Annotated in this window: 19 protein-coding genes; 6 read left to right on the top strand and 13 right to left on the bottom strand. The window is 58.9% G+C overall.

Features of this window, described 5'->3' with window-relative positions; translation table 11 throughout:
• The first annotated feature begins 201 nt into the window (after positions 1-201).
• Both ACUNV4_RS04550 and lpxB read left to right on the top strand, forming a co-directional pair.
• A complete protein-coding gene (locus ACUNV4_RS04550; RefSeq protein ID WP_430877303.1) occupies positions 202-1,620 on the top strand; it encodes a M12 family metallopeptidase in 1,419 nt (472 codons plus the stop codon).
• A gap of 37 nt (positions 1,621-1,657) precedes the next feature.
• Positions 1,658-2,815, top strand: a complete 1,158-nt coding sequence (gene lpxB, locus ACUNV4_RS04545) for a lipid-A-disaccharide synthase (protein ID WP_430877302.1) — start codon at positions 1,658-1,660, stop codon at positions 2,813-2,815.
• 117 nt (positions 2,816-2,932) lie between these two features.
• Here the strand turns inward: lpxB and lpxA are convergent, their stop codons facing one another.
• The 13 genes from lpxA to rpsB form a co-directional block, all read right to left on the bottom strand.
• On the bottom strand, positions 2,933-3,703 hold the full coding sequence (lpxA, locus tag ACUNV4_RS04540; protein WP_430877301.1) for an acyl-ACP--UDP-N-acetylglucosamine O-acyltransferase: 771 nt from the start codon (positions 3,701-3,703) through the stop codon (positions 2,933-2,935).
• Entirely contained in the window at positions 3,700-4,143 is a 444-nt protein-coding gene (gene fabZ, locus ACUNV4_RS04535) for a 3-hydroxyacyl-ACP dehydratase FabZ (protein ID WP_430877300.1), read from the bottom strand. Before fabZ ends, lpxA begins: the two co-directional genes overlap by 4 nt.
• A 28-nt stretch (positions 4,144-4,171) precedes the next feature.
• On the bottom strand, positions 4,172-5,185 hold the full coding sequence (lpxD, locus tag ACUNV4_RS04530; protein WP_430877299.1) for a UDP-3-O-(3-hydroxymyristoyl)glucosamine N-acyltransferase: 1,014 nt from the start codon (positions 5,183-5,185) through the stop codon (positions 4,172-4,174).
• 21 nt (positions 5,186-5,206) lie between these two features.
• Complete coding sequence (locus ACUNV4_RS04525) at positions 5,207-5,791, bottom strand: OmpH family outer membrane protein (protein WP_430877298.1); 585 nt, start codon at positions 5,789-5,791, stop codon at positions 5,207-5,209.
• Between the two features lie 47 nt (positions 5,792-5,838).
• Positions 5,839-8,172 carry an outer membrane protein assembly factor BamA gene (gene bamA, locus ACUNV4_RS04520; RefSeq protein WP_430877297.1) on the bottom strand — a complete coding sequence of 778 codons (2,334 nt, stop codon included), beginning with the start codon at positions 8,170-8,172 and terminating at the stop codon, positions 5,839-5,841.
• Positions 8,169-9,539, bottom strand: coding sequence for an RIP metalloprotease RseP (gene rseP, locus ACUNV4_RS04515; protein WP_430877296.1), 1,371 nt, complete (start codon positions 9,537-9,539; stop codon positions 8,169-8,171). Before rseP ends, bamA begins: the two co-directional genes overlap by 4 nt.
• A gap of 33 nt (positions 9,540-9,572) precedes the next feature.
• Positions 9,573-10,757, bottom strand: coding sequence for a 1-deoxy-D-xylulose-5-phosphate reductoisomerase (gene ispC / locus ACUNV4_RS04510; protein ID WP_430877408.1), 1,185 nt, complete (start codon positions 10,755-10,757; stop codon positions 9,573-9,575).
• Positions 10,748-11,563: a phosphatidate cytidylyltransferase gene (locus ACUNV4_RS04505; protein WP_430877295.1), complete on the bottom strand. Its 816-nt coding sequence runs from the start codon at positions 11,561-11,563 to the stop codon at positions 10,748-10,750. The genes ispC and ACUNV4_RS04505 overlap by 10 nt, the downstream gene beginning before the upstream one ends.
• Complete coding sequence (gene uppS, locus ACUNV4_RS04500) at positions 11,556-12,296, bottom strand: polyprenyl diphosphate synthase (protein ID WP_430877294.1); 741 nt, start codon at positions 12,294-12,296, stop codon at positions 11,556-11,558. Before uppS ends, ACUNV4_RS04505 begins: the two co-directional genes overlap by 8 nt.
• A gap of 76 nt (positions 12,297-12,372) precedes the next feature.
• On the bottom strand, positions 12,373-12,930 hold the full coding sequence (gene frr / locus ACUNV4_RS04495) for a ribosome recycling factor (protein ID WP_430877293.1): 558 nt from the start codon (positions 12,928-12,930) through the stop codon (positions 12,373-12,375).
• Between the two features lie 12 nt (positions 12,931-12,942).
• Positions 12,943-13,671 carry a UMP kinase gene (pyrH, locus tag ACUNV4_RS04490; RefSeq protein WP_430877292.1) on the bottom strand — a complete coding sequence of 243 codons (729 nt, stop codon included), beginning with the start codon at positions 13,669-13,671 and terminating at the stop codon, positions 12,943-12,945.
• A 220-nt stretch (positions 13,672-13,891) separates the two neighbouring features.
• Positions 13,892-14,761 carry a translation elongation factor Ts gene (tsf, locus tag ACUNV4_RS04485; RefSeq protein ID WP_430877291.1) on the bottom strand — a complete coding sequence of 290 codons (870 nt, stop codon included), beginning with the start codon at positions 14,759-14,761 and terminating at the stop codon, positions 13,892-13,894.
• Positions 14,762-14,915: 154 nt separating this feature from the next.
• A complete protein-coding gene (rpsB, locus tag ACUNV4_RS04480; RefSeq protein ID WP_430877290.1) occupies positions 14,916-15,749 on the bottom strand; it encodes a 30S ribosomal protein S2 in 834 nt (277 codons plus the stop codon).
• A gap of 207 nt (positions 15,750-15,956) precedes the next feature.
• Between rpsB and map the strand changes: the two genes are divergently transcribed.
• The 4 genes from map (at position 15,957) to ACUNV4_RS04460 (ending at position 21,512) form a co-directional block, all read left to right on the top strand.
• Positions 15,957-16,724, top strand: a complete 768-nt coding sequence (map, locus tag ACUNV4_RS04475; RefSeq protein WP_430877289.1) for a type I methionyl aminopeptidase — start codon at positions 15,957-15,959, stop codon at positions 16,722-16,724.
• 106 nt (positions 16,725-16,830) lie between these two features.
• Positions 16,831-19,530 (top strand): [protein-PII] uridylyltransferase, encoded by a 2,700-nt coding sequence (gene glnD, locus ACUNV4_RS04470; RefSeq protein WP_430877288.1) that lies wholly within the window; start codon positions 16,831-16,833, stop codon positions 19,528-19,530.
• Between the two features lie 38 nt (positions 19,531-19,568).
• The gene (dapE, locus tag ACUNV4_RS04465; protein WP_430877287.1) at positions 19,569-20,708 is read left to right on the top strand and encodes a succinyl-diaminopimelate desuccinylase; all 1,140 of its coding nucleotides are present in this window, start codon (positions 19,569-19,571) and stop codon (positions 20,706-20,708) included.
• Between the two features lie 18 nt (positions 20,709-20,726).
• Complete coding sequence (locus ACUNV4_RS04460; RefSeq protein WP_430877286.1) at positions 20,727-21,512, top strand: enoyl-ACP reductase FabI; 786 nt, start codon at positions 20,727-20,729, stop codon at positions 21,510-21,512.
• The last annotated feature ends 38 nt before the right edge of the window (positions 21,513-21,550 follow it).

The following is a 21,550-nucleotide window of genomic DNA, read 5'->3' as shown; positions in this document are numbered from 1 at the left end:
TCATGGACGCAGGAAGTTACCGATACATGCTATGACAGACGATTGAAAGCGGGTCAGACCGATTGAACCTCAGCCCGGCCACCGCTTCGCGTCACACGATAAAAACAATAATAAAAGTGAGCCGAGCCAATGCGCTTCACCATGTATCAGCAAGTTCGCAAGAACTTGTCCCGGCAAAGACCCCCGTTAGCCAGTACCTCCATGGCTCGGCCATTGGTCAGCCTGAGCTCGGCAGCGCTGATCGTACTATCGGGCTGTGCAAGGGCCGACCCACCGGAAATGTTCGAAGCGGACCCTGCACTGCTCAACGATTTCACCGCCTCGCTTCCCAGTCACGGCCGTACCGGTGCCTACCAGTACGAGATCATTCAGGGCCTGGCCATCTTCGAAGGCGACATCCTGCTGGGGGAAGTCGACAGCACCGGATCGATTCCTCGAACTACCAGCGCCCGTGGGCTGGCACGGGAAGATGCCTTCGGTCGATGGCCTGACGGTATCGTGCCCTACATCCCTCCCACCAGTAATTCGGGCACCCAGCAGATCAATATCAGGCAGGCAATCGATCACTGGATGGAGCATAGCCGTATCACCTTTGTCGAGCGCACGGAGGAGAACGCCGATCAGTATCCGCATTATCTGCGATTCGCCAGCAGCAACGGCTGCGCCTCCTACGTCGGCATGCAGGGTGGTGAGCAATCCATCATGGTATCCGACGGTTGCACGCCCGGCAGCATCATCCACGAAATCGGACATGCACTGGGACTGTTCCACGAGCACACGCGTTCGGACCGGGATAGCTACGTGCAGATCAACTGGGACGAGATTGTCGATGGCAAGGACATCAACTTTCAGCTGCAGAACGTTGGTACCCGCAACTACGGAGATTACGACTATGGCTCCATCATGCACTATGGCGAATATTTTTTCAGTGCAGGCACGACCCCTACCATAGTCGTGCCTGATGGCGTCACGATCGGTCAGCGTGTTGCCCTGAGCGACATCGATGCCCGTTCGGTCGATCAGATGTACGCAACCGATCTGGCACTGCTGCCACCGAGCGACATCGAAACCAGCGAAGGGCTGGAACTGGGTATCACCGTGCTCAACCAGGGTAACCTGGGTGCCAGTGAGGTACAGCTGGTGGTCAAACTCGCCGATGATACCGAATGGCTGGGTGTTTCAGGCGATGGCAGCTGGGACTGCAAGAACTACAGCTCCGAGTTGCGTTGCACGCGCCCGACCCTGACCGAGAAAACCGAATCGCGCTTCACCATCCTCGCCGATGCAGGTAGTGGCAATGCCGATGATGTCAGTATCCTGCTCACCTCGCGTACTCTGGACACCAACGAAGACAACAACCGCTACAACGACGATGGTGCTCTGAGCGAAGAGCCAGTCGACAACGACGCCAGGAGCATCGCAAACACGACCGACGAGCAGGAATCGGTGGATGAACCGACCGGCGAGACGGTGATATCGATTCCGGCGGTTGCGGCAGCCCAGTCACAATCCTTTGCCAGCAATGATGCCTCGGCGGGAGGGTCTGACAACGGCAGTCTGTTCCTGATGATGCTGAGCCTGATCGGCTGGAGAGCCTGCCGCACGACTCGCAGGCAATAACGGTAAAATGCTCATCATTCACTCGTGACAGTGCATGATGACAGACGAAAAACCCTTGACCGTCATGGTATCCGCCGGAGAAGCCTCCGGTGATGCCCATGCGGCACACGCCATCGCAGCCCTGAATGATCAGGGCGTCTCCTTTTCCGGTTTCGGCATGGGGGCGGACCAGTTGCAGACTGTCGGCATCGAACTGATTGTCGACTGCCGCGACCTGGCTGTCATCGGTATCGTGGATGTGCTGATCAATTATCCGCGCTTCATGAAACGTCTGGCGCGATTGCGTGACGCCATGCGGCAACGCCGGCCGGATGTGCTGCTGCTGGTGGATTACCCGGATTTCAATCTGAAGCTGGCAGAGACGGCGCGTGAGCTGGGCATCCCGGTGCTGTTCTACATCAGCCCCAAGGTCTGGGCCTGGCGCGCCGGTCGAGTCAAGCGTATCAGCAGGCTGGTCAACCACATGGCGGTCCTGTTCCCTTTCGAGGTCGAGATCTATCAGAAGGCAGGGGTAGCCGTCAGCTATGTCGGCAACCCGGTGGTCGCCGATGCGGTGTCTCCCTATTCGCGAGACGAAGCCTGCCACCACTTCGGCCTGGACAGCAGCAGGCCTGTCATCTCGCTGCTGCCTGGCAGTCGCACCGGCGAGATAAACCGCAATCTGCCCGCCATGCTGGCCACTGCCCGGCTGGTGGCGCAGCAGCGGCCGGAATGTCAGTTCATTCTGCCGGTTGCCCCCACTCTGGAACAGACCTTCATCAACGACAGCATTGGCGATCAGGCGCCGGATGGCCTGTGTGTGGTCAAGGGAGAGTCGCGCAATGTCATGCGCTCATCCGACGTGGCACTGGTGGCCTCGGGTACGGCAACTCTGGAGACGGCCTTGATGGGGACACCGATGGTGGTGATGTACATCATCAACCGGCTCAACTACGCCATCATGAAGCGCCTGATCAGCATTCCGGACATCTCTCTGGTCAATATCGTGGCCGGACGACGCATCGTGCCTGAATATGTGCAGGATGCCGCCACTCCCGAAGCCATGGCCGACGATGTCCTGTCACTACTGCAGGATGATGCGCGTCGTCAGACCATGTTGAACGACTTGCACACGCTGAAGATCAACATGGGCGACAGCGGTGCCTCCGAGCGAGTGGCCGAGCTGATCCTCAAGCTGGCCGTTCGTACGCCCTGACAATCGCTCGGAGCGAAGGCCCCGAAACCAGCCCCTTGCCCGCCAGGCGGTATTGCGTGGCCAGCTCGGGCGCGTCGACCGCGACCGGCACTCGGGCTTGCGCGCCGGGCAAATGCCCTACCTCACCACGCCTCTTTCGCTCTTTTCGATGAAAGCGATGAGTCTGGCCACTTCCGGAAATTCGGCGGCTTCGGCGGACAGCGCGGCAATGGCCTTGTCGCGTTCTCCATGGTTGCGCAGCAACAGCATGTAGGCACGGTGCAATGCACGAATGGTGGGCTCACTGAAGTCCCGCCGGCGCAGACCGTTCTTGTTGATGCCCTTGCCACTGGCGTAGTTGCCCACCGCCATGGTGAAAGGTGCCACATCCCGGTTTGCCACCGAGTTCAGGCCCACGAAGGCGTGTTCCCCGACTTCGCAGAACTGATGGACACAGGCAAAGCCCGCCAGAATGGCATGATCACCGACAGTGACATGACCGGCCAGGGAGGCACCATTGGCCATGACGATACGGTCTCCGATAATGCAATCATGAGCCACGTGAATGTAGGCCATGAACAGATTATGGTTACCGATGCGGGTGATGCCGCCGCCCCCGACCGTGCCACGGTTGATGGTCGTGAATTCTCGAATGGTATTGCTGTCACCAATCTGCAGCTCTGTCACCTCGCCATCGTATTTGAGATCCTGGGGATCATCACCCACGGAGGCAAACTGGAATATGCGATTGTTGGCACCGATTCGCGTCACACCACGAATGACGACATGCGGTCCGATCGTCGTACCGCTGCCGATACTGACATCCGCACCGATGATGGAATAGGCGCCGATTTCGCAATCATCAGCGATGCTGGCACCCGGATCTATGATGGCAGTGGGATGGATCACTCGTCGATCTCGTTCTTGGCGATGAGAATTTCGGCCGAGCAGGCCAGCTCACCATCGACATGTGCCGTGGCGTCGAACCGCGAAATACCCCGGCGACTCTTGGTGAGCGTTACCTCGAAGTCAAGCCGATCCCCCGGTATGACCTGTCGCTTGAAGCGCGCATTGTCAATGCCCACCAGCAGGTAAAGCGTCCTTTCACTGGGGTAGCCTCCCATGCTCTTGAAAGCCAGCAATGCCGATGCCTGGGCCAGTGCCTCGAGAATCAGAACGCCGGGAAAGATCGGAGATTGCGGAAAATGGCCGGTGAAGATCGGTTCGTTGAAGGTCACGTTCTTCAGTGCCTTGAGCGACTTGTTCTCCTCGAAGTCGGTTACCCGGTCAACCATCAGAAACGGGTAACGGTGTGGCAGGTACTTCAGGATCTCACGAATATCATCCACGGCAGTTGGCATCCCAGAATTGGCAGAGTCAGTCGGTTTCTTGTTGACGTTCCAGTCGGCGAATGCGCCGCACCAGTTGATCAAGTTTCCCTAGAGTAACAAAACTGCGACGCCACGCATGTTCTGGCTGCAAAGGCATGCCGGATCCATAACGCCCGGCGACATCGATCGAGCGCGACACCAGCGCAGCCGCATTGATGATGACCCCATCGGCAATGGCGATATGACCCACGATATTGCAGGCACCACCGATCTGGCAGTTGCGGCCGATGCGAGTGCTGCCGGCAATACCGGTACACCCGGCAATGGCGGTGTTCTCGCCGATATGCACGTTGTGGGCGATCTGTATCTGGTTGTCGAGTATCACACCATCGGCAATGATCGTGGGATCGATGGCACCGCAATCGATGGTGGTATTGGCACCAATGTGCACACGATTGCCGATACAAACTCCACCGGTCTGCTGGATCTGCAACCACCCGGCGGCGGTTGGCGCATAGCCGAATCCCTCGCTGCCAATGACCGTTCCGGACTGCACGCGACATGCCGTCCCCATCTCGACCTTGTCGTACAGAGTGACGTTAGGAAACAGACGGCAGCCCTTGCCGAGTTGAACCCGCGCTCCGATACTGCAATTCGCGCCGACGACCACGTCCTCGCCAATCGTGCTGTCAGCCCCGATCACGACCCCCGGGCCGATATGCGCCGACGCGGCAATCCGCGCACTCGGGTCGATACAGGCACTGGCATGCACCTGGGCCGCCACAGGCTTTTCGGGTGTCAGCAGCCAGGATGCCTGTGCATAACTGGCGTAGGGATTGTCACTGACCAGGCAATTTCCGGGTGCCAGAGAGCGCATCCCATCGGGTACGATGACAGCGCCAGCCTGCGAACCCTGCAATGCCGCCGCATAGCGCGGACTGACCACGAACGCCAACTCTCCCCTGCCGGCCCGGTCGATCGGTGCCAATGCGCTGATGGAACAATCGGGGTCGCCGTACAGCTTGACCTCCAGAGCCTCGGCCAAGTCTTGCAGTTTCATTGGGCTATGTCTGGCTGTGATTCAGTTGGCTGATTTCAGGCGGGCGTTTTCGCGTTCCAGAGACTCGAGAATCCGCTCGGTGACATCGATTCGCTTGTTGGCAAACAGCACGCCATCACTGATGATCAGATCGTAGTCCTGCCGCTTGCCGAAATCGGCAATGGCCTCCAGCACCAGAATACGCACGTTCTTGAATTCATTGTTCTTCTGGATATTGAGCTCTTCCCTGAAATCCTGCTCGCTGCGCTTCACCCGCCGTTCCAGCCCCCGGGTTTCCCTGTCCAGCTGGGCAATCTCGGCTTCGGTCAACTCCAGACTGGTATCGGCCATGCGGGCAGCGAGTTCGGCCAGCTGGGCGCGCTGGACTTCCAGCTCCTTCTGGCGAGGAGCAAACTCGGTTTCCAGACGACGCTCGGCTTCCAGCGCCTGGGGCGCACGATCGATCAGATACGGGATGTCAACGAAACCGATGCGAGAAAGTGCAACACCCTGCTCATCGGCATGAGCAGACGTCAGCGTGCCGGGCAGCCCCGCGCCTCCCATGCTCACCACTGCCAACAACATCAGCCAGACGGCCGTGAGCGGCTTGCTCTGCGAATCGTTCAACGGTTGACCCCTTGAGGTTGACCCTGATGAAAAGTCACGAATCATGGCTAGAAGATCGAGCCAATCGTGAACTGGAATCTCTGCTTCTCGTCCTGCTCCTGATCGTTATAGGGGTTGGCGAGACTGAATGTCAATGGTCCGACAGGTGACAGCCAGACGAAGGCGACCCCGTAAGAGCCTCTGAACTCATCGACATCGAATGCATCCCTGTCCGTGAACACATTACCGAAATCGGTGAACAGACTCAAACGGGTTGCACCCGGCTCCTCCACGAACGGTGGCGGAAAGATGACTTCCACGGTGCCCAGCGTACGGAAATCACCGCCGGATGCGTTGTCACGACTGTCCCGAGGACCCAGGCTACCGGTGTCGTAACCACGAAGAGTTCGCACGCCGCCGGCGAAATAGCGATCGAAGAACGGCAGAGTGTCATACTCATCGTAGCCATAGCCGGAGTCGACGCGCAGCGTGGTGGAGAAGGTGTAACGATCGGTGATGGCCTGATAGAACTCCAGTCCGTATCCGAGCTTGTAGTAGGTGTAGTCACTGCCGGGAACCGACGCTTCCAGAGAGAAACGCTGCACGGACCCATCGGTGGCGAAAACCGTCCGATTACGCGTGTCGTAGGTAAAGCCGAGGTTCAGATTGTAGGTATTGAAGGTATCGCCCTCTTCCTCGATGAAGTCCAGAATCTCGTCGGGCGTCTCACCGGTGGTTCCCAGTTCCGTGCGTTCATAGCCCACGCCGATGCGGAAGGTCGAGAATTCACTGATCGGCACACCGAAGCGCACGCTGGCACCCCGGGTGCTGGCCAGAAAGCGCGAGGTCGAGCTCTGGTTGCTGGTATCGGTCTCGCGAATGAAGGCACCCACCGTTCGACTGATGCCGTCATCGGTGAAGTAGGGATCCTGAAACGTCAGGGACAGCTGCCGTGTCGTGTCCGAGTTGTCAAAGGAGAACTGCAGACTTTCGCCGGTACCGAACAGATTGTCCTGCTGGAAGGCCAGGTTGACGGTTGCTCCGCCATCGCTACCGTAGCCCAGACCTGCACTGAAGGAGCCTGACTGGCCTTCCTGTACGGTGATCTCCAGATCCACCTGGTCATCGGTGCCGGGCACTCTGGGTGTGCGGATGCTCACGCTCTGCATGAAAGCCAGTCGCTGCAGACGGATTCTGGAGCGATTGACCAGCGCCGGCGAGAAACGACTGCCTTCCAATTGCCGCATTTCCCGACGCAGCACTTCATCCCGGGTCTTGTATTGACCGGTGAAGGTGATGCGCCGAACGTACACCCGCTTGCCCGGCACGATGACGAAGGTAAGGCCGACATCGCGCGACTCATCGTTGATATCGGGCAACACGCTGACATCGGCAAACGCATAGCCGTCCTGCCCCAGACGATCGTTGATGGCATTGCTGCTGCTGACGATGTCCTTGCGCGCAAAGATATCGCCCTCCTGTACCTGAATCAGCGAGCGCAGCTCTTCCATGGGAATGTCCACCTCGCCTTCGAGCTTGATGTCCCGCAGCGTGTAGCGCTCACCTTCACGGATATTGATCACGATGAAGATATCGCGCTTGTCCGGGGATATGGACACCTGCGTGGAGTCCACATCGAAGCGGATAAAGCCTCGATCCTGATAGAAGGAGCGCAGTGTCTCGATATCCGCTGCCAGCTTCACCTGGGAGTACTCATCGGCCGAGCTGAAGGGGTTGAGTTTCTTTTCACTCGATTGCAGCAGGTCCAGCAATGTCTCTTCATCGTAGGATTCGTTGCCGACGATGTTGATGTGCTCGATCCGCGCCACCGCGCCTTCCGTGATGGTGATGTCCAGAGCCACACGATTGCGCTCCAGCTCCTCGACCTCGATGTCGATCTCACTGCCGTAGTTGCCGCTGCTGAAGTACACACGACGCAGTTCGCGCTCGACGGTTTCCAGGATCGAACGGTTGTAGACCCGGCCCAGGGCGATATCGGCCTGTCGCAATGACTTGGTCAGCTCCTCGGTATCGATTTTCCGGTTGCCGTCGATATTGATGCTGCCGATGGCCGGACGCTCCACGACACGCACCACCAGGGTATTGCCACCGCGGCGCTTGACCACGATATCGCTGAACAGACCGGTCTCGTACAGAGCACGCAGCACCCGGGCACTATCGTCCCCGACCACGAAACGATCGCGGTTGCGAATCGGCAGATAGTTCAGGATGGTACCCAGATCGATCCGTTCATTGCCCTCGATGACGATATCGGCGACCACGAAACTCTCGCCAGCACTCTGGCTGGAAGTACGCGGTGCGGGTTCCTGCGCACGCACATTGATCGACGCCAATGCCAGCAGGATCAGAAGACTCAGGGAAGACAGCAGAAAACGACTCATTGGAACAGTCGCCATATATCGTTGTAGAAAGCCAGAAACATCAATGCGCCCAGTAAAGCGATGCCAACCTGCTGCCCCAGCAGCTGCGTCCTTTCCGACAGGGGTTTGCCGCGTATGGCTTCGGCTGCAAAATACAGTAGATGCCCACCATCGAGCATGGGTATGGGCAGCAGATTGAGCACCGCCAGACTGATGCTGATCAATGCAATGAAGTTGATGTAGTGATCGATACCTATGCTGGCCGACTGGCCCGCATACTGCGCGATGCTGATCGGTCCACTGATGTTATCCAGCGAAGCCTGTCCAAGCAACAGCTTGCCCATCATTCGCAGCGTCAACGCCGACATGTCCCAGGTACGCTCCAGCGCCTGACCGAATGCGTCCAGTGGTGGGTATTTGACCACGACCTGAGCCTTTCTGGCCAATGAAGCAGACTGGGTTTCCATGACACCGATGCGGCCAACCGTCTCTGTCCCGATCTCGAAAGGCTCCGGGGTCATGGTCAGCGACAGCCGCTCACCGTCGCGCAGCACCATCAGTTCCAGGGCAGTGCCCGCGCTGGGCCGGACATGCTCGACCAGCGAACGCCAGCTGGCCACCGTTTCGCCATCGACAGACAGAACGCGATCACCCGGCAGCAATCCGGCAGCCTCGGCAGCACCGCCGGCAATGACTTCCCCGATGATCGGGTCGACCTCGGGCCACCAGGTACGAAATCCCAGATTGGCAATGGCATCACCATCCGCCTGCAGCATATCGGCCTGCGACACCGGCAGGCTGCGCATGCTCTGCTCTCCACCGACACTTTCCACTTCGATCTGCAGCGGTTCGGACGCATTCAGGGACGACTCCAGCAGCGCAATGCGAGCATCCGCCCAGGTCGGAGTCGGCTGCCCGTTGACCGACACGATGCGATCCTCATACTGGAAACCGGCGCGCGCTGCCGCAGAATCTGCCTGCGGCTCTCCCACCAGCGGCGCCACACCACTGATACCGATCATCATCACGATCCAGTAGGCAACGATGGCCAGCAGAAAGTTGGCCAGAGGCCCGGCGACAACCACGGCACTGCGCGCCCACAGCGGCTGATGATTGAAGGCACGATGACGTTCGCCGGCCGAGACACTGCCCTCGCGCTCGTCCAGCATCTTGACATAGCCGCCCAGCGGGATGGCCGCCACCACGAACTCGGTGTCATCCACTTTCCCGGTTCGACGCCAGAGCGCCTTACCGAAGCCGATGGAAAACCGCAGCACCTTGATACCCACGCGCCGGGCTACCCAGAAGTGACCGTATTCATGAATGGAGATGAGGATCCCCAGCGCCACGAGGAATGCGAGCGCGCTGACGACTACGTTGCTGAACATGTAAAGATCATTGCCGAGAACTTGGATTGAAGGTCAGGCCGCCGCCTGAGCAATCAGACGTTGAGTCGTACCACGCGCGATGGAATCTGCCTCAATGATAGTGCTCAAATCGCTTGCGGGGGATATTTTTAAACACTCCAGTGTTTGCTCCACCAGCGCTGAAAGTTGTAAAAATGCAACATCGCCATTCAGGAACGCCGCCACCGCGACCTCGTTGGCAGCATTGAGAATGGCGGGTGCCGTACCGCCGGCCCGCTGGGCTTCGAAGGCCAGCCGCAGTAGTGGAAAACGCGTTGTATCAGGCTCCTCGAAATGCAAGCCAGACACCTTGAAGAGATCCAGGGCCTCGACTCCCGAATCGATTCTCTCTGGCCAGGCGAGAGCATGCGCGATCGGTGTACGCATGTCTGGCCGTCCCATCTGCGCAATGACCGAACCGTCGGCGTAGCTGACCATGGAATGAATGATGCTCTCCGGATGCACCACGACCTGCACGTCATCCACATCCACCGAGAACAACTGACAGGCTTCGATCACCTCCAGTCCCTTGTTCATCATGGTGGCGGAATCGATGGAAATCTTCGGCCCCATCGACCAGTTCGGATGCTTCAAGGCCTGTTGCGGGCTTACAACAGCGAGCTCTTCAAGCGTAAGATTTCGTAATGGTCCACCTGATGCCGTCAACAGGATTTTTTCGATTCCCGCCGTACTGACACCCGTTTCGGTCGCAGGCAGGCTCTGGAAAATGGCATTGTGCTCGCTGTCCACCGGCATGATGAGCGCGCCTGATTGCCGGGCAGCCTGCATCAGCAACTGCCCGCTCATTACCAGTGCTTCCTTGTTGGCCAGCAACAGGCGCTTGCCGGCCTCGGCGGCAGCCAGTGTCGACAGCAGACCTGCCGCACCGACAATCGCGGCCACCACGGTGTCCACGGCATCATCGGATGCCACTGCATTGAGCGCCTGTGCGCCGTGATGCACCTGCACGGCCAGCCCTTCCCCGCGACACAGCGTCTGCAACTCGGCAGCAGATTCTGCCGAGCCCAGCACCGCATGCACCGGGCGAAACCGACGGCACTGTTCGAACAGATCGTTGACGCTCGAATGTGCCGTCAGCGCATGCACCGAGTAGCGATCCGGATGACGGGCGATGACATCCAGGGTACTGGTCCCTATGGATCCGGTGGACCCCAGAACTGTGACCGCTCTCACAGCCAGACCCAGATGAAGGCGAAGACCGGCAAGGCTGCCACGACACCGTCGAGACGATCGAGAACGCCCCCGTGACCCGGCAGCAACTGACTGCTGTCCTTCAGCGCCGCAGCGCGCTTGATGCGACTTTCGTAGAGGTCGCCGAGAACCGAAATCATGGCCGCCAGCAGCGTTGCCACCAGCAATTTGAAACGGTTGCCATCGGCAAAGTCGGCCACCAGCATGACGATCAGCATCAGCACCACCGTCGCCGCCAGTCCGCCGTACACCCCTTCCCAGGTCTTGCCGGGGCTGATACTCGGGGCCAGTTTGCGGTGCCCGAAGCGGCGGCCGCTGAAATAGGCACCGATATCCATGGTCCAGACAATGCACAGGGCGTACAGCAGCAGCCAGCTGGAGCCCTGCGGCGCAAAACTGCGCAGATACTGGATGGCCACGGCGGCCACCACGAACACCAGCAGTCCGATGGCCAGCAGAATGCGGTCCATCGCCACGATGGGCGGCTGCCGTGGCGACAGATAGAACAGTGCCGGCACCGACAGCCAGAACAGCACACCGACCAGCATCAGCCACTGTATCCAGGCCTCACTGTATGGCAGATACAGTGCAATCAGCGACACCACGCCAACCAGAACGGCATAGGCTGTCTGCGCATCTTCATTGACGAGGCCACTCATCCTGCCCCACTCCCAGGCCCCTGCCGCCACCACGAACCCCAGGCCCAGAGCGAATACATCGACAGAAGTGAGAATCAGGCCGGCGCTGAAAACCAGCAAGAGAACGACAGCCGTCAATACGCGAGTCTTAAGCATTGGATCCAGTCACCTGTTCGCCTGTTTGCCCGAAGCGGCGTTGACGACCGGCATAGAACTCCAGCGCCGTTGCCAGTTCGGTTTCGGAAAAATCCGGCCAGAGTACATCCGTGAAGAACAGCTCGGTATAGGCCAGATGCCACAACAGGTAATTGCTGATGCGCTTCTCCCCACCTGTACGGATGAACAGGTCCGGCTCCGGAATGTCCGCCAGGGACACCTGCCCGGAGAACATGTCGATATCGATGGCATCGGGATCCAGCTGGCCATCACGCGCCTGCCGCGCCAGTGCTCTGGCCGCATTCACGATATCCCAGCGCCCACCGTAGTTCACTGCAATGGCCAGCTGCAAACCGGTATTGTCACGAGTCAGCTGCTCGGCATTGTCCATCTCTTCCTGCAACTTCTGCTGGAAGGCAGAGCGCTCACCGATGAAGCGAATCCGGACATTGTTGTCGCACAGTTTACCCACTTCGCTCTTCAGCGCTCGCAGGAACAGGTCCATCAGCAGACCGACCTCGGTCGGTGGCCGCTTCCAGTTTTCACTGGAGAAGGCGAACAGGGTCAGCGCTTCGATGCGCTGCCTGGCGCAGGCTTCAACGATGTCTCGTGTGGTTCGGAAGCCGGCCTGATGGCCGGATGCGCGCGGTCTCCCGCGCTGCCGCGCCCAGCGACCATTGCCATCCATGATGATGGCGACATGACGGGGACGGGGAGTTTCGGAAGCTGACACGGAAGAATCTCGATGCGGGACGTGGGCTGATGACCTCGCGTCACTGTCGAGGTCACGGGAAGACAGGAAGTGCCTGTCAGACTTCCATCAGATCCGCTTCCTTCTTGCTCAATACCGAATCGATTTCCTTGATGGCGGCGTCGGTCAGTTTCTGCACGGACTCTTCTCCCTTGCGCAGGTCATCCTTGGAAATCTCCTTCTCCTTTTCCAGCTCCTTCAGGTCGCTGTTGGCATCCCGCCGGATGTTGCGAATGGCTACCCGTGAGTTCTCTGCCTCGCCGCGCACCATCTTGACCATGTCACGACGTCGTTCCTCGGTCATCGGTGGAACAGGCACACGAATGACGGTACCAGCAGTGTTGGGGTTCAGGCCCAGGTCGGAATTGATGATGGCCTTTTCGACCGCAGGCACCATGGATTGCTCCCAGGGCGTGACTGTCAGCATGCGGGCATCCTCGATATTGACGTTGGCCACCTGACTCAACGGCGACTCGGCACCGTAGTAGTCGACCTTGACACTTTCCAGCAGACTGGGATGTGCCCGACCGGTACGCATGCGAGACAGTTCGTTCTCGAGCGCTTCGGCGGTCTTGCCCATGCGGATCTTGGCATCTTTGAGAATATCGTCAATCATGGCTGCACCCTGTTAATTCGTTTGCTTGACGGTGGTTCCGACATTCTCGCCCATGATGAGGCGCATCAGGTCACCGTTGTTGTTCATGTTGAAAACCTTGACCGGCAGATTGTTTTCACGACACATGACAATGGCCGTGGTATCCATGACGCCCAGTCGTTTCTGGACGGCCTCATCGAAACTCACCGTGTCGTATTTCACCGCATCGTCGTGTTTCATGGGGTCCTTGTCGTAGATTCCATCCACCTTGGTCCCCTTGATCATGACATCGGCACCGACTTCCACGGCTCGCAGACTGGCAGCGGAATCGGTCGTGAAGAAGGGGTTGCCGGTACCGGCGGCAAACAGCACGATACGCCCCTTCTCCAGGTGGCGTACGGCACGTCGGCGGATGTAATCCTCACACACCGCGTTGATGGGCAGCGCCGACATGACGCGACAGTAGGCACCCTGGTTCTCCAGCGCATCCTGCATGGACAGGCAGTTGATGACCGTTGCCAGCATTCCCATGTGGTCGCCGGTCACCCGGTCCATTCCGGCTTCAGCCAGACCGGCACCGCGGAAGATATTGCCACCGCCGATGACCATGGCCACCTCGACGCCAACGTCGCTGATGGCTTTCACTTCACCGGCCAGACGCCGGATGTAGACCGGATCGATCCCGTAGTCCAAGTCCCCCATCAGCGCTTCACCGCTGAGTTTCAACAGGACTCTATCAAAGGCAGGACGTGCAGTTTCCATGCGAGGAGGACTCTTCTTTTTTTGCACCGGACCGACGCGGGTCCGGACACGTTGATACAAAAAAGCCGGGACAGGCCCGGCGTCGTCGCTACGATTCTAATGCGTAAGGATCATAGCGCACAAAATAATTCCCGGAATTCACTGACCGTTACCATTCACGGTCCGGAATACGAGCCGATCCGGCTGGGCGCAAACCCGCCGGACCGGCACACGGAACGAATTACTCGCCGCGAACCTGTGCCATGACTTCTTCGGCAAAGTTCTCTTCCTTCTTCTCGATGCCCTCGCCCACTTCCAGACGATGGAAGCTGACAACCGATGCGCCTTTTTCCTTGAGCAGCTGAGCAACAGTCTGATCAGGGTTCTTGACGAAAGGCTGACCGACCAGTGTGATCTCCGCCAGGTATTTGCGAATACGGCCAGATACCATCTTTTCGATGATTTCGGCCGGCTTGCCGCTTTCCGCTGCCTCTGCAGAGAAAATGGCCTTTTCCTTTTCCAGCAGCTCGGCCGGAACACCGGACTCGTCCACACAGACTGGCTTGCTGGCTGCGATGTGCATGGCGATATCACGTGCCAGCTCGGCGTCACCGCCACTGACTTCGCAAACCACACCAATGCGGCCACCGTGAGAGTACTCACCGTACTGACCACCGGCACTCTTGCCGGCAGCACAACGACGAACCTGGATGTTCTCGCCAATCTTGGCAACCAGTGCCTTGCGGGCTTCTTCCACAGGCTGGCCATCGATGACCAGTGAATCAACGCTCTCGGGCTGCTGCTCGAGAACCGCGTTGACAACCTTGTCGGTAAAGGCGACGAAATCTTCTGCCTTGGCAGCGAAATCGGTCTGGCTGTTGATCTCGACCATGCCGAAACTGCTGCCATCGTCGCTCAGCTTGATGGCGACGGTGCCTTCAGCGGCTGTATTGCCTGACTTCTTGTCGGCCTTGGCCAGACCTGAAATCCGCATGGCTTCCACTGCAGCGTCCATATCGCCGCCAGCTTCCGTCAGTGCTTTCTTGCATTCCATCATGCCGGCGCCGGTGCGCTCACGCAGCTCCTTAACCATGCTTGCCGAAATGGCCATGTACATTCCCCTTAGAAATCTGTTGCCGGACAGCGTTGATCGGGTCCGGACTTGCTATTGAAAGTTGGCGGTGCAACCCGGCCGGACGGCCAGGTCACGAACCTACACATGTTTTATGAACGGCTCCTTACGGAGCCGTCAGTCAGCCGTTGCTTCAGGCTGCAGGAGCGGTGTCGTCACCAGCAGCAGCCGCTTCGGCAACGGGCGCTGCTTCAGGTGCTGCAGCCGCTTCCGGTGCTGCTTCGGCTTCTGGTGCAGCCTGCTGCGCATCAGCAGCAGCGGCTTCTTCGACATCCATCTGGCCAGAAGAACGCTTGCCGTCCTGAATGGCACTGGCCATGGCTTCCACGTACAGCTGAATGGCACGGATGGCGTCGTCATTGCCGGGAATGACGTAGTCGATGCCGTCAGGCGAGTTGTTGGTATCCACGACACCAATGACCGGAATGCCCAGCTTCCTGGCTTCGGTGATCGCAATGCGCTCATGACCGACGTCGATGACGAACAGGGCATCCGGCAGTCGTTCCATGTGCTTGATACCACCCATGCCACGATCCAGCTTTTCGTGTTCGCGGGTCAGGCCCAGTGCTTCCTTCTTGCTCAGTCGCTCGAAGCTGCCGTCTTCCTGCATGGATTCGAGTTCCAGCAGACGCTTGACGGACTGCTTGACTGTCTTGAAGTTGGTCATCATGCCGCCAGACCAGCGACGGTTGACGAAAGGCATGTTGCAGCTTTCTGCCGCTTCACGCACAGGATCGCGAGCCGCACGCTTGGTGCCGACAAACAGGATGCGACCATTCTTGGAGGCAATCTTGCCTGCATAATTGGTGGCTTCGATCAGGGCCGGCAGGCTCTTTTCGAGATTGAAGATGTGAATGTTGTTTCGCTCACCATAGATGTACGGAGCCATCTTGGGAGCCCAGTAACGAGTCTGGTGTCCGAAATGCACGCCTGCTTCAAGCATCTGGCGCATGGTTACTTCAGCCATGGGATATCCTCTGGTTGGGTTTGGCCTCCGCAAGTCAACCGCGACAGACCCCTCAGAATTGTCTGAAAAGGCACCCGGTCGGGTTTGGACGACTTGCGTGTGAAATCCGGACGCAGAAAATCCTGCTCCGGTCAGCCCGTCTTTATAACACGATCGGGGCCAGCGTTGTACACTATCGGCCCCGAATCAGTTACCGCGACCAAAACTATGTCCATCACCCTCAAAACGCCAGAGCAAATCGCCAAAATGCGAATCGCTGGACGTCTCGCGGCCGAGGTTCTGGACATGATCACGGAATATGTCGTACCGGGCGTCACGACAGACGAACTGAACACCCTGTGTCACAACCATATCGTCAATGTGCAGAAAGGCATTCCGGCAACACTGGGCTACAAGGGGTTCACAAAATCGATCTGCACCTCCATCAATCAGCAGATCTGCCATGGCATCCCCGGCGATCGGGTTCTGAAGAAAGGCGACATCGTCAATATCGACGTCACGGTCATCAAGGATGGCTGGTTCGGTGACACCAGTCGCATGTACTACGTCGGCGCCGTCCCGCCCCACGCCCGGCGCCTGAGCGAATGCGCCTACGAGAGCATGGTCCGCGGCATACGCGTGGTCCGACCCGGGGCCACTCTGGGCGATATCGGTCACGCCATTCAGGAATATGTGGAGGGTCAGCACTATTCGGTGGTGCAGGAATACTGCGGCCACGGGATCGGCTCCAGCTTCCATGAAGACCCCCAGGTGCTGCACTATGGAAAACCCGGAACCGGTGTCGAACTCAGACCCGGCATGACCTTCACCATCGAACCCATGGTCAATCAGGGCAAACGACACGCCAAGGTCCTTGCCGACGGCTGGACGGTCGTCACCCGGGACCGCTCCCTGTCGGCGCAGTGGGAACATACGGTGCTGGTCACCGAGGACGGCTTCGAACTGCTGACGCTCAGCGACGGGCAGACACTCTAGTGACCTGCCACCCCGGATGCGTGCTTGCCGGCGTTCCCTGCCCGTGCACTGGAGCCGCACACGCAGGCTTCCGGCCTGCGCTGCCCCAACCCGATAGCCGTCACCCATGATCGCACTGGCAGACACCCGACTTCCGGATTCCGCACCCTGGGTACAGATCGACCTGCCCACGGTCAGCTCCCGCATCATCAGCGACATCGACCGGCTGCTGACCGAAGGCGAGCACTCTCCGGGCACCCTGAGGCAGGCCCTGCAGACGGGCAGCGAGGCCATTCATCAGCAATTTCAGGAAGGCGCCAGAGCATCCTGCCTGCTGGCCCTGCGCACAGCCGTCATCGATCATATCCTGAAGCACCTGTGGCAACGCAAGGCAGACAGCCTGAACGGGCTGGCGCTGGTCGCCGTAGGTGGTTATGGTCGGGGCGAATTGCACCCCTGCTCGGATATCGACATTGCCATCCTGCTGCCCGAGCCCGGCAGCCAGAACGCCGACTCGACCCTCGACGCCGACCTGAGTGAATGGATCACGGCCTTGTGGGATCTGAATCTGGATATCGGTCACAGCGTGCGCACCGTTGCCGATTGCGAACGCGAAGCGGGCAATGACATCACCATCATCACCAATCTGATGGAAGCCCGATTGCTGTGCGGTAGCGAAACCCTGTTCCAGCAGATGCAGCAGATCATCCAGCCGATGCACATGTGGAATTCCGCCGAATTCTTCGCCGCCAAGGTCGCCGAACAGGACGACCGGCACCGCCGCTTTCAGACCAATGCCTATCGTCTGGAACCGAATATCAAGGAGAGCCAGGGCGGCTTGCGCGACTTCCAGACCATTGCCTGGGTCTGTCAGCGCCAGTTCGGCACGGCCGGATTGAGCGCCCTGGTCACGCACAACCTGCTCGAACCGCAGGAGTTGGTGTCCCTGCGTGAAGGACTGGAACTGCTGTGGCGCATCCGTTATCTGCTGCACCACGTTACCGGCCGCCGCGAGGATCGCCTGCTGTTCGACTACCAGAAGGATATCGCCCATGCCTTCGGCTATACCGATGACACGGACAATCGCTCCATCGAACAGCTGATGCAGCGCTTCTACCGCTCGGTCATGTCGTTGCAGCGGCTCAATGAAATCCTGTTGCAGGGCATCGGCGGCATCATCAGCGGCGTGACCGCGGCCTCGGAGATCCAGCCGATCAACTCGCGCTTCCAGTTGCGCAACGGCTTTCTGGAAGTCACCAATGATGATGTCTTCATGCATTATCCGCCAGCGCTGCTTGAACTGTTCCTGGTATTCAGCAACACGCCGGATGCCGTCAATGTGCGTTCCAACACGGTTCGACTCATCCGTGCCAATCTGCCACTGATCAACCATCGCTTCCGCAGCGATCCGGCGGTGCGCAATCTGTTTCTGCAGATCTTCTGCAATCCCCACAAACTCACGCGCACCGTCAGGCTGATGAATCGCTACGGTGTGATGGCAGCCTACCTGCCCGCTTTCGACCAGATCGTTGGCAGAATGCAATATGACCTCTTCCACATCTATACCGTGGATGAGCACACCATCGGCGTGATACGCAATCTGCGCAGAATGATGCTGCCGCAATTTGCCGACGAACTGCCACACGGCAGCAGCGTGGCCAGCAATATCACCAAGCCGCACATCCTGTATCTCTCAGGCCTGTTTCACGACATCGCCAAGGGACGCGGGGGCGATCACAGCATCCTGGGCGCCGAGGATGCCCGTGAATTTGGTCGCAACCACGGACTGCCCAAGGCCGATGTCGAGCTGCTCGACTGGACCGTCAGAAATCACCTGCTGATGTCCATGACGGCCCAACGCCGTGACATCGACGACCCCAACGAACAACTGGAGTTTGCCCGCAGCTGCGGCAGTATCGAGCGACTCAACCACCTGTACCTGCTGACCATTTCGGACATCCGTGCCACCAATCCCGAGCTGTGGAACTCCTTCAAGCAGAGTCTGCTGCAATCCCTGTATCGCCATGCCTTGCTGATTCTGCAGCGTGGTCTGGATAATCCGCTCGATGTCGAGGATGTCATCAACCGGCGCCAGGGGCACACCCGCACCCTGCTCGACGAATCGCTGGAGAACGACCCCCGTGTCGACAAGCTGTGGTCCACCCTGGGAGACGACTACTTTCGCCAGTACCAGGCAGTGGAAATCGCCCGACACACGGAAATCCTGCTGGCCAATGAAGACACCCCCGGCCCGCTGGTGTCGCTGCGCTATTCCGTCTCGCGCGGCTCGACCGAGATTCTCATCTACACACCCGATGACAAGGCGCTGTTTGCCCTGATCACGGCAGTCATGGAACGCCTGCAACTGAACATCCTGTCAGCCACCATCAACACGACGGCTGGTGGCTTCGCCCTCGACACCTTTCATGTACTCGATTCCAACCATATGCCGATCGAGGACATGAACCGCATCGACGAAATTCGCCAGACACTGACCTACGAACTGGGCGTGCCCAGGGACCTGCCCTCGCTCAGCGAACAACGCCCCGCCAGACGGCTGCGCTATTTTTCCATTTCCACCCAGGTGGAGTTCTCCAACGACGAAGCAGGCTTTACCGAAGTACACATCACTGCCGCTGACCGACCGGGCATTCTGTCGGGTATCGGCAAGGTGCTGCTGGGAGCTCATTTCAATGTACATGCCGCGCGCATTGCAACGCTGGGCGAGCGCATTGACGATGTCTTCCTGCTGTCCAATCAGGCAGGCCTGCCGCTGAGCGAGCGTGAACAGGAGACGGTTCGCGAGCTGCTCAAGCAGGAACTGTAGCGGCGCAGTCCGCCACCCTCAAACAAGGAAACCCTCGAGTGACAACCACGTACAGCGATACCATCGAGCTACTTGTCAATCTGGTGCAACGAGACTCCGTCACACCGGAGGACAAGGGCTGCCAGAGCATGCTGGGAGAACGCCTCGAACGCATCGGCTTCACGCTCGAATCCATACCCTCCGGTGGGGTAAGCAATCTGTGGGCACGCCTGGGCACGGAGGCTCCCCTGTTTGCCTTTGCCGGTCATACGGATGTGGTACCCACGGGTGAAGTGCAAGACTGGTCGTCGCCACCCTTTGCAGCACATATTGTCGACGATCATCTGATCGGGCGTGGCGCGGCAGACATGAAAGGCGGCGTGGCTGCCATGATCACAGCAATCGAACGCTTCGTTGGCGCTGGCGCGCTGAAGAACGGCTCCATTGCCGTTCTACTCACCAGCGACGAGGAAGGCCCAGCCACCGATGGCACCTGCAAGGTCATCGAGGCTCTGGAGGCGCGCCAGGAAAAAATCGATTACTGCATTGTCGGTGAGCCCACCAGCGACCAGCAACTTGGCGACATCATCCGCCATGGCAGACGCGGATCACTGGGCGCGACCCTGCTGATTCGTGGCAAGCAGGGACACGTCGCCTACCCTCAACTGGCGGACAATCCGGTGCATCGAGCATTGCCTGCTCTGGCAGAACTCACGGCCATCGAATGGGATCAGGGAAACGCCCATTTTCCGCCAACGACACTGCAGATCTCGAACATCCATGCCGGTACCGGTGCCACCAATGTGATTCCCGGCCAACTTGTCGTGGAGTTCAATCTGCGCTACAGCCCGGAAACCAGCATTGCGACAATCCAGCAGACAGTCGATGAACTATGCAGCCGGCATCAGCTGCAGTCGGAGCTGACATGGAAAGACAGCGCCAGACCGTTCATCACCTCGCCGGGCACACTGACCGATGCCGTACAGAAAGCCATCAGCGATGAAGCCGGTATCAGTGCAACTCTGGATACCGGCGGTGGAACCTCGGACGGTCGCTTCATTGCACCCACGGGAGCGCAAGTGATCGAGTTCGGACCAATCAATGCGACCATCCACCAGGTGGATGAGCGTGTATCCTGCAGTGACATCGACGCCTTGTCGCGTATCTACGAGTCAACGCTGCAACAACTACTGGGTTAACGGAAAAGGAGTGACACTATGGGCATGCTAGACGGCAAGCGATTCATCATTTTCGGGGTGGCCAGCAAACGCTCCATCGCATGGGGTATCGCCGAAGCGATGCATCGGGAAGGTGCGGAGCTGGCGTTCACCTACCAGAACGACAGGCTCAAGGATCGGGTCGTCGATATGGCGGCAGCCTGTGATTCCAAGCTCGTGTTTCCCTGTGATGTAGCAGAAGACGAGCAGATCGACGGCTTGATGGACTCAGTCAAGAACGAATGGGCGGACGGATTCGATGGTCTGGTACATGCCGTGGCCTTTGCACCACGAGAAGCACTGGATGGCGACTTTCTGGAATCCGTGACCAGAGAATCCTTCCGCATTGCACACGATGTCAGCTCGTACAGCTTTGCCGCAGTTGCCAAGGCGGCCAGACCCCACTTGCGTAAAGGTGGCTCACTGATCACCCTGTCCTATCTGGGTGCGGTCAGAGCCATGCCGAACTACAACGTCATGGGATTGGCCAAGGCGTCACTGGAAGCCAATACCCGCTTCATGGCCTCCTCACTCGGACCGGAAGGCATTCGCGTCAATGCCATCTCGGCAGGTCCCATCAAGACACTGGCAGCGGCCGGCATCGGTGACTTCAAGAAACTGCTCGGCCACGTCTCCTCGGTTTCACCCATGCGTGAGAACACCACCATCGAACAGGTAGGTGACACCGCCGCGTTTCTGGCGTCCTCCATGGCAGGCGGCATTACCGGCCAGGTCATCTATGTGGACGGTGGCTTCAACATCGTGTCAATGCCCGACCTGAGCTAGGTTCGGAAAAGCAGCACGTCTCTGCCGTCGCTACGCAT

Source organism: Granulosicoccus sp. 3-233 (genome assembly GCF_052681095.1).
The sequence above is the reverse complement of the archived record's forward strand: the minus strand, read 5'-3'. Positions and strand labels throughout refer to the sequence as shown.

Coding starts and splice junctions, on each gene's coding strand:
- ACUNV4_RS04550 (WP_430877303.1), top strand. CDS start 202: ATGGCTCGGCCATTGGTCAGCCTGAGCTCGGCAGCGCTGATCGTACTA.
- lpxB (WP_430877302.1), top strand. CDS start 1,658: ATGACAGACGAAAAACCCTTGACCGTCATGGTATCCGCCGGAGAAGCC.
- lpxD (WP_430877299.1), bottom strand. CDS start 5,185: ATGAAACTGCAAGACTTGGCCGAGGCTCTGGAGGTCAAGCTGTACGGC.
- bamA (WP_430877297.1), bottom strand. CDS start 8,172: ATGAGTCGTTTTCTGCTGTCTTCCCTGAGTCTTCTGATCCTGCTGGCA.
- rseP (WP_430877296.1), bottom strand. CDS start 9,539: ATGTTCAGCAACGTAGTCGTCAGCGCGCTCGCATTCCTCGTGGCGCTG.
- ACUNV4_RS04505 (WP_430877295.1), bottom strand. CDS start 11,563: ATGCTTAAGACTCGCGTATTGACGGCTGTCGTTCTCTTGCTGGTTTTC.
- frr (WP_430877293.1), bottom strand. CDS start 12,930: ATGATTGACGATATTCTCAAAGATGCCAAGATCCGCATGGGCAAGACC.
- pyrH (WP_430877292.1), bottom strand. CDS start 13,671: ATGGAAACTGCACGTCCTGCCTTTGATAGAGTCCTGTTGAAACTCAGC.
- tsf (WP_430877291.1), bottom strand. CDS start 14,761: ATGGCCATTTCGGCAAGCATGGTTAAGGAGCTGCGTGAGCGCACCGGC.
- rpsB (WP_430877290.1), bottom strand. CDS start 15,749: ATGGCTGAAGTAACCATGCGCCAGATGCTTGAAGCAGGCGTGCATTTC.
- map (WP_430877289.1), top strand. CDS start 15,957: ATGTCCATCACCCTCAAAACGCCAGAGCAAATCGCCAAAATGCGAATC.
- glnD (WP_430877288.1), top strand. CDS start 16,831: ATGATCGCACTGGCAGACACCCGACTTCCGGATTCCGCACCCTGGGTA.
- ACUNV4_RS04460 (WP_430877286.1), top strand. CDS start 20,727: ATGGGCATGCTAGACGGCAAGCGATTCATCATTTTCGGGGTGGCCAGC.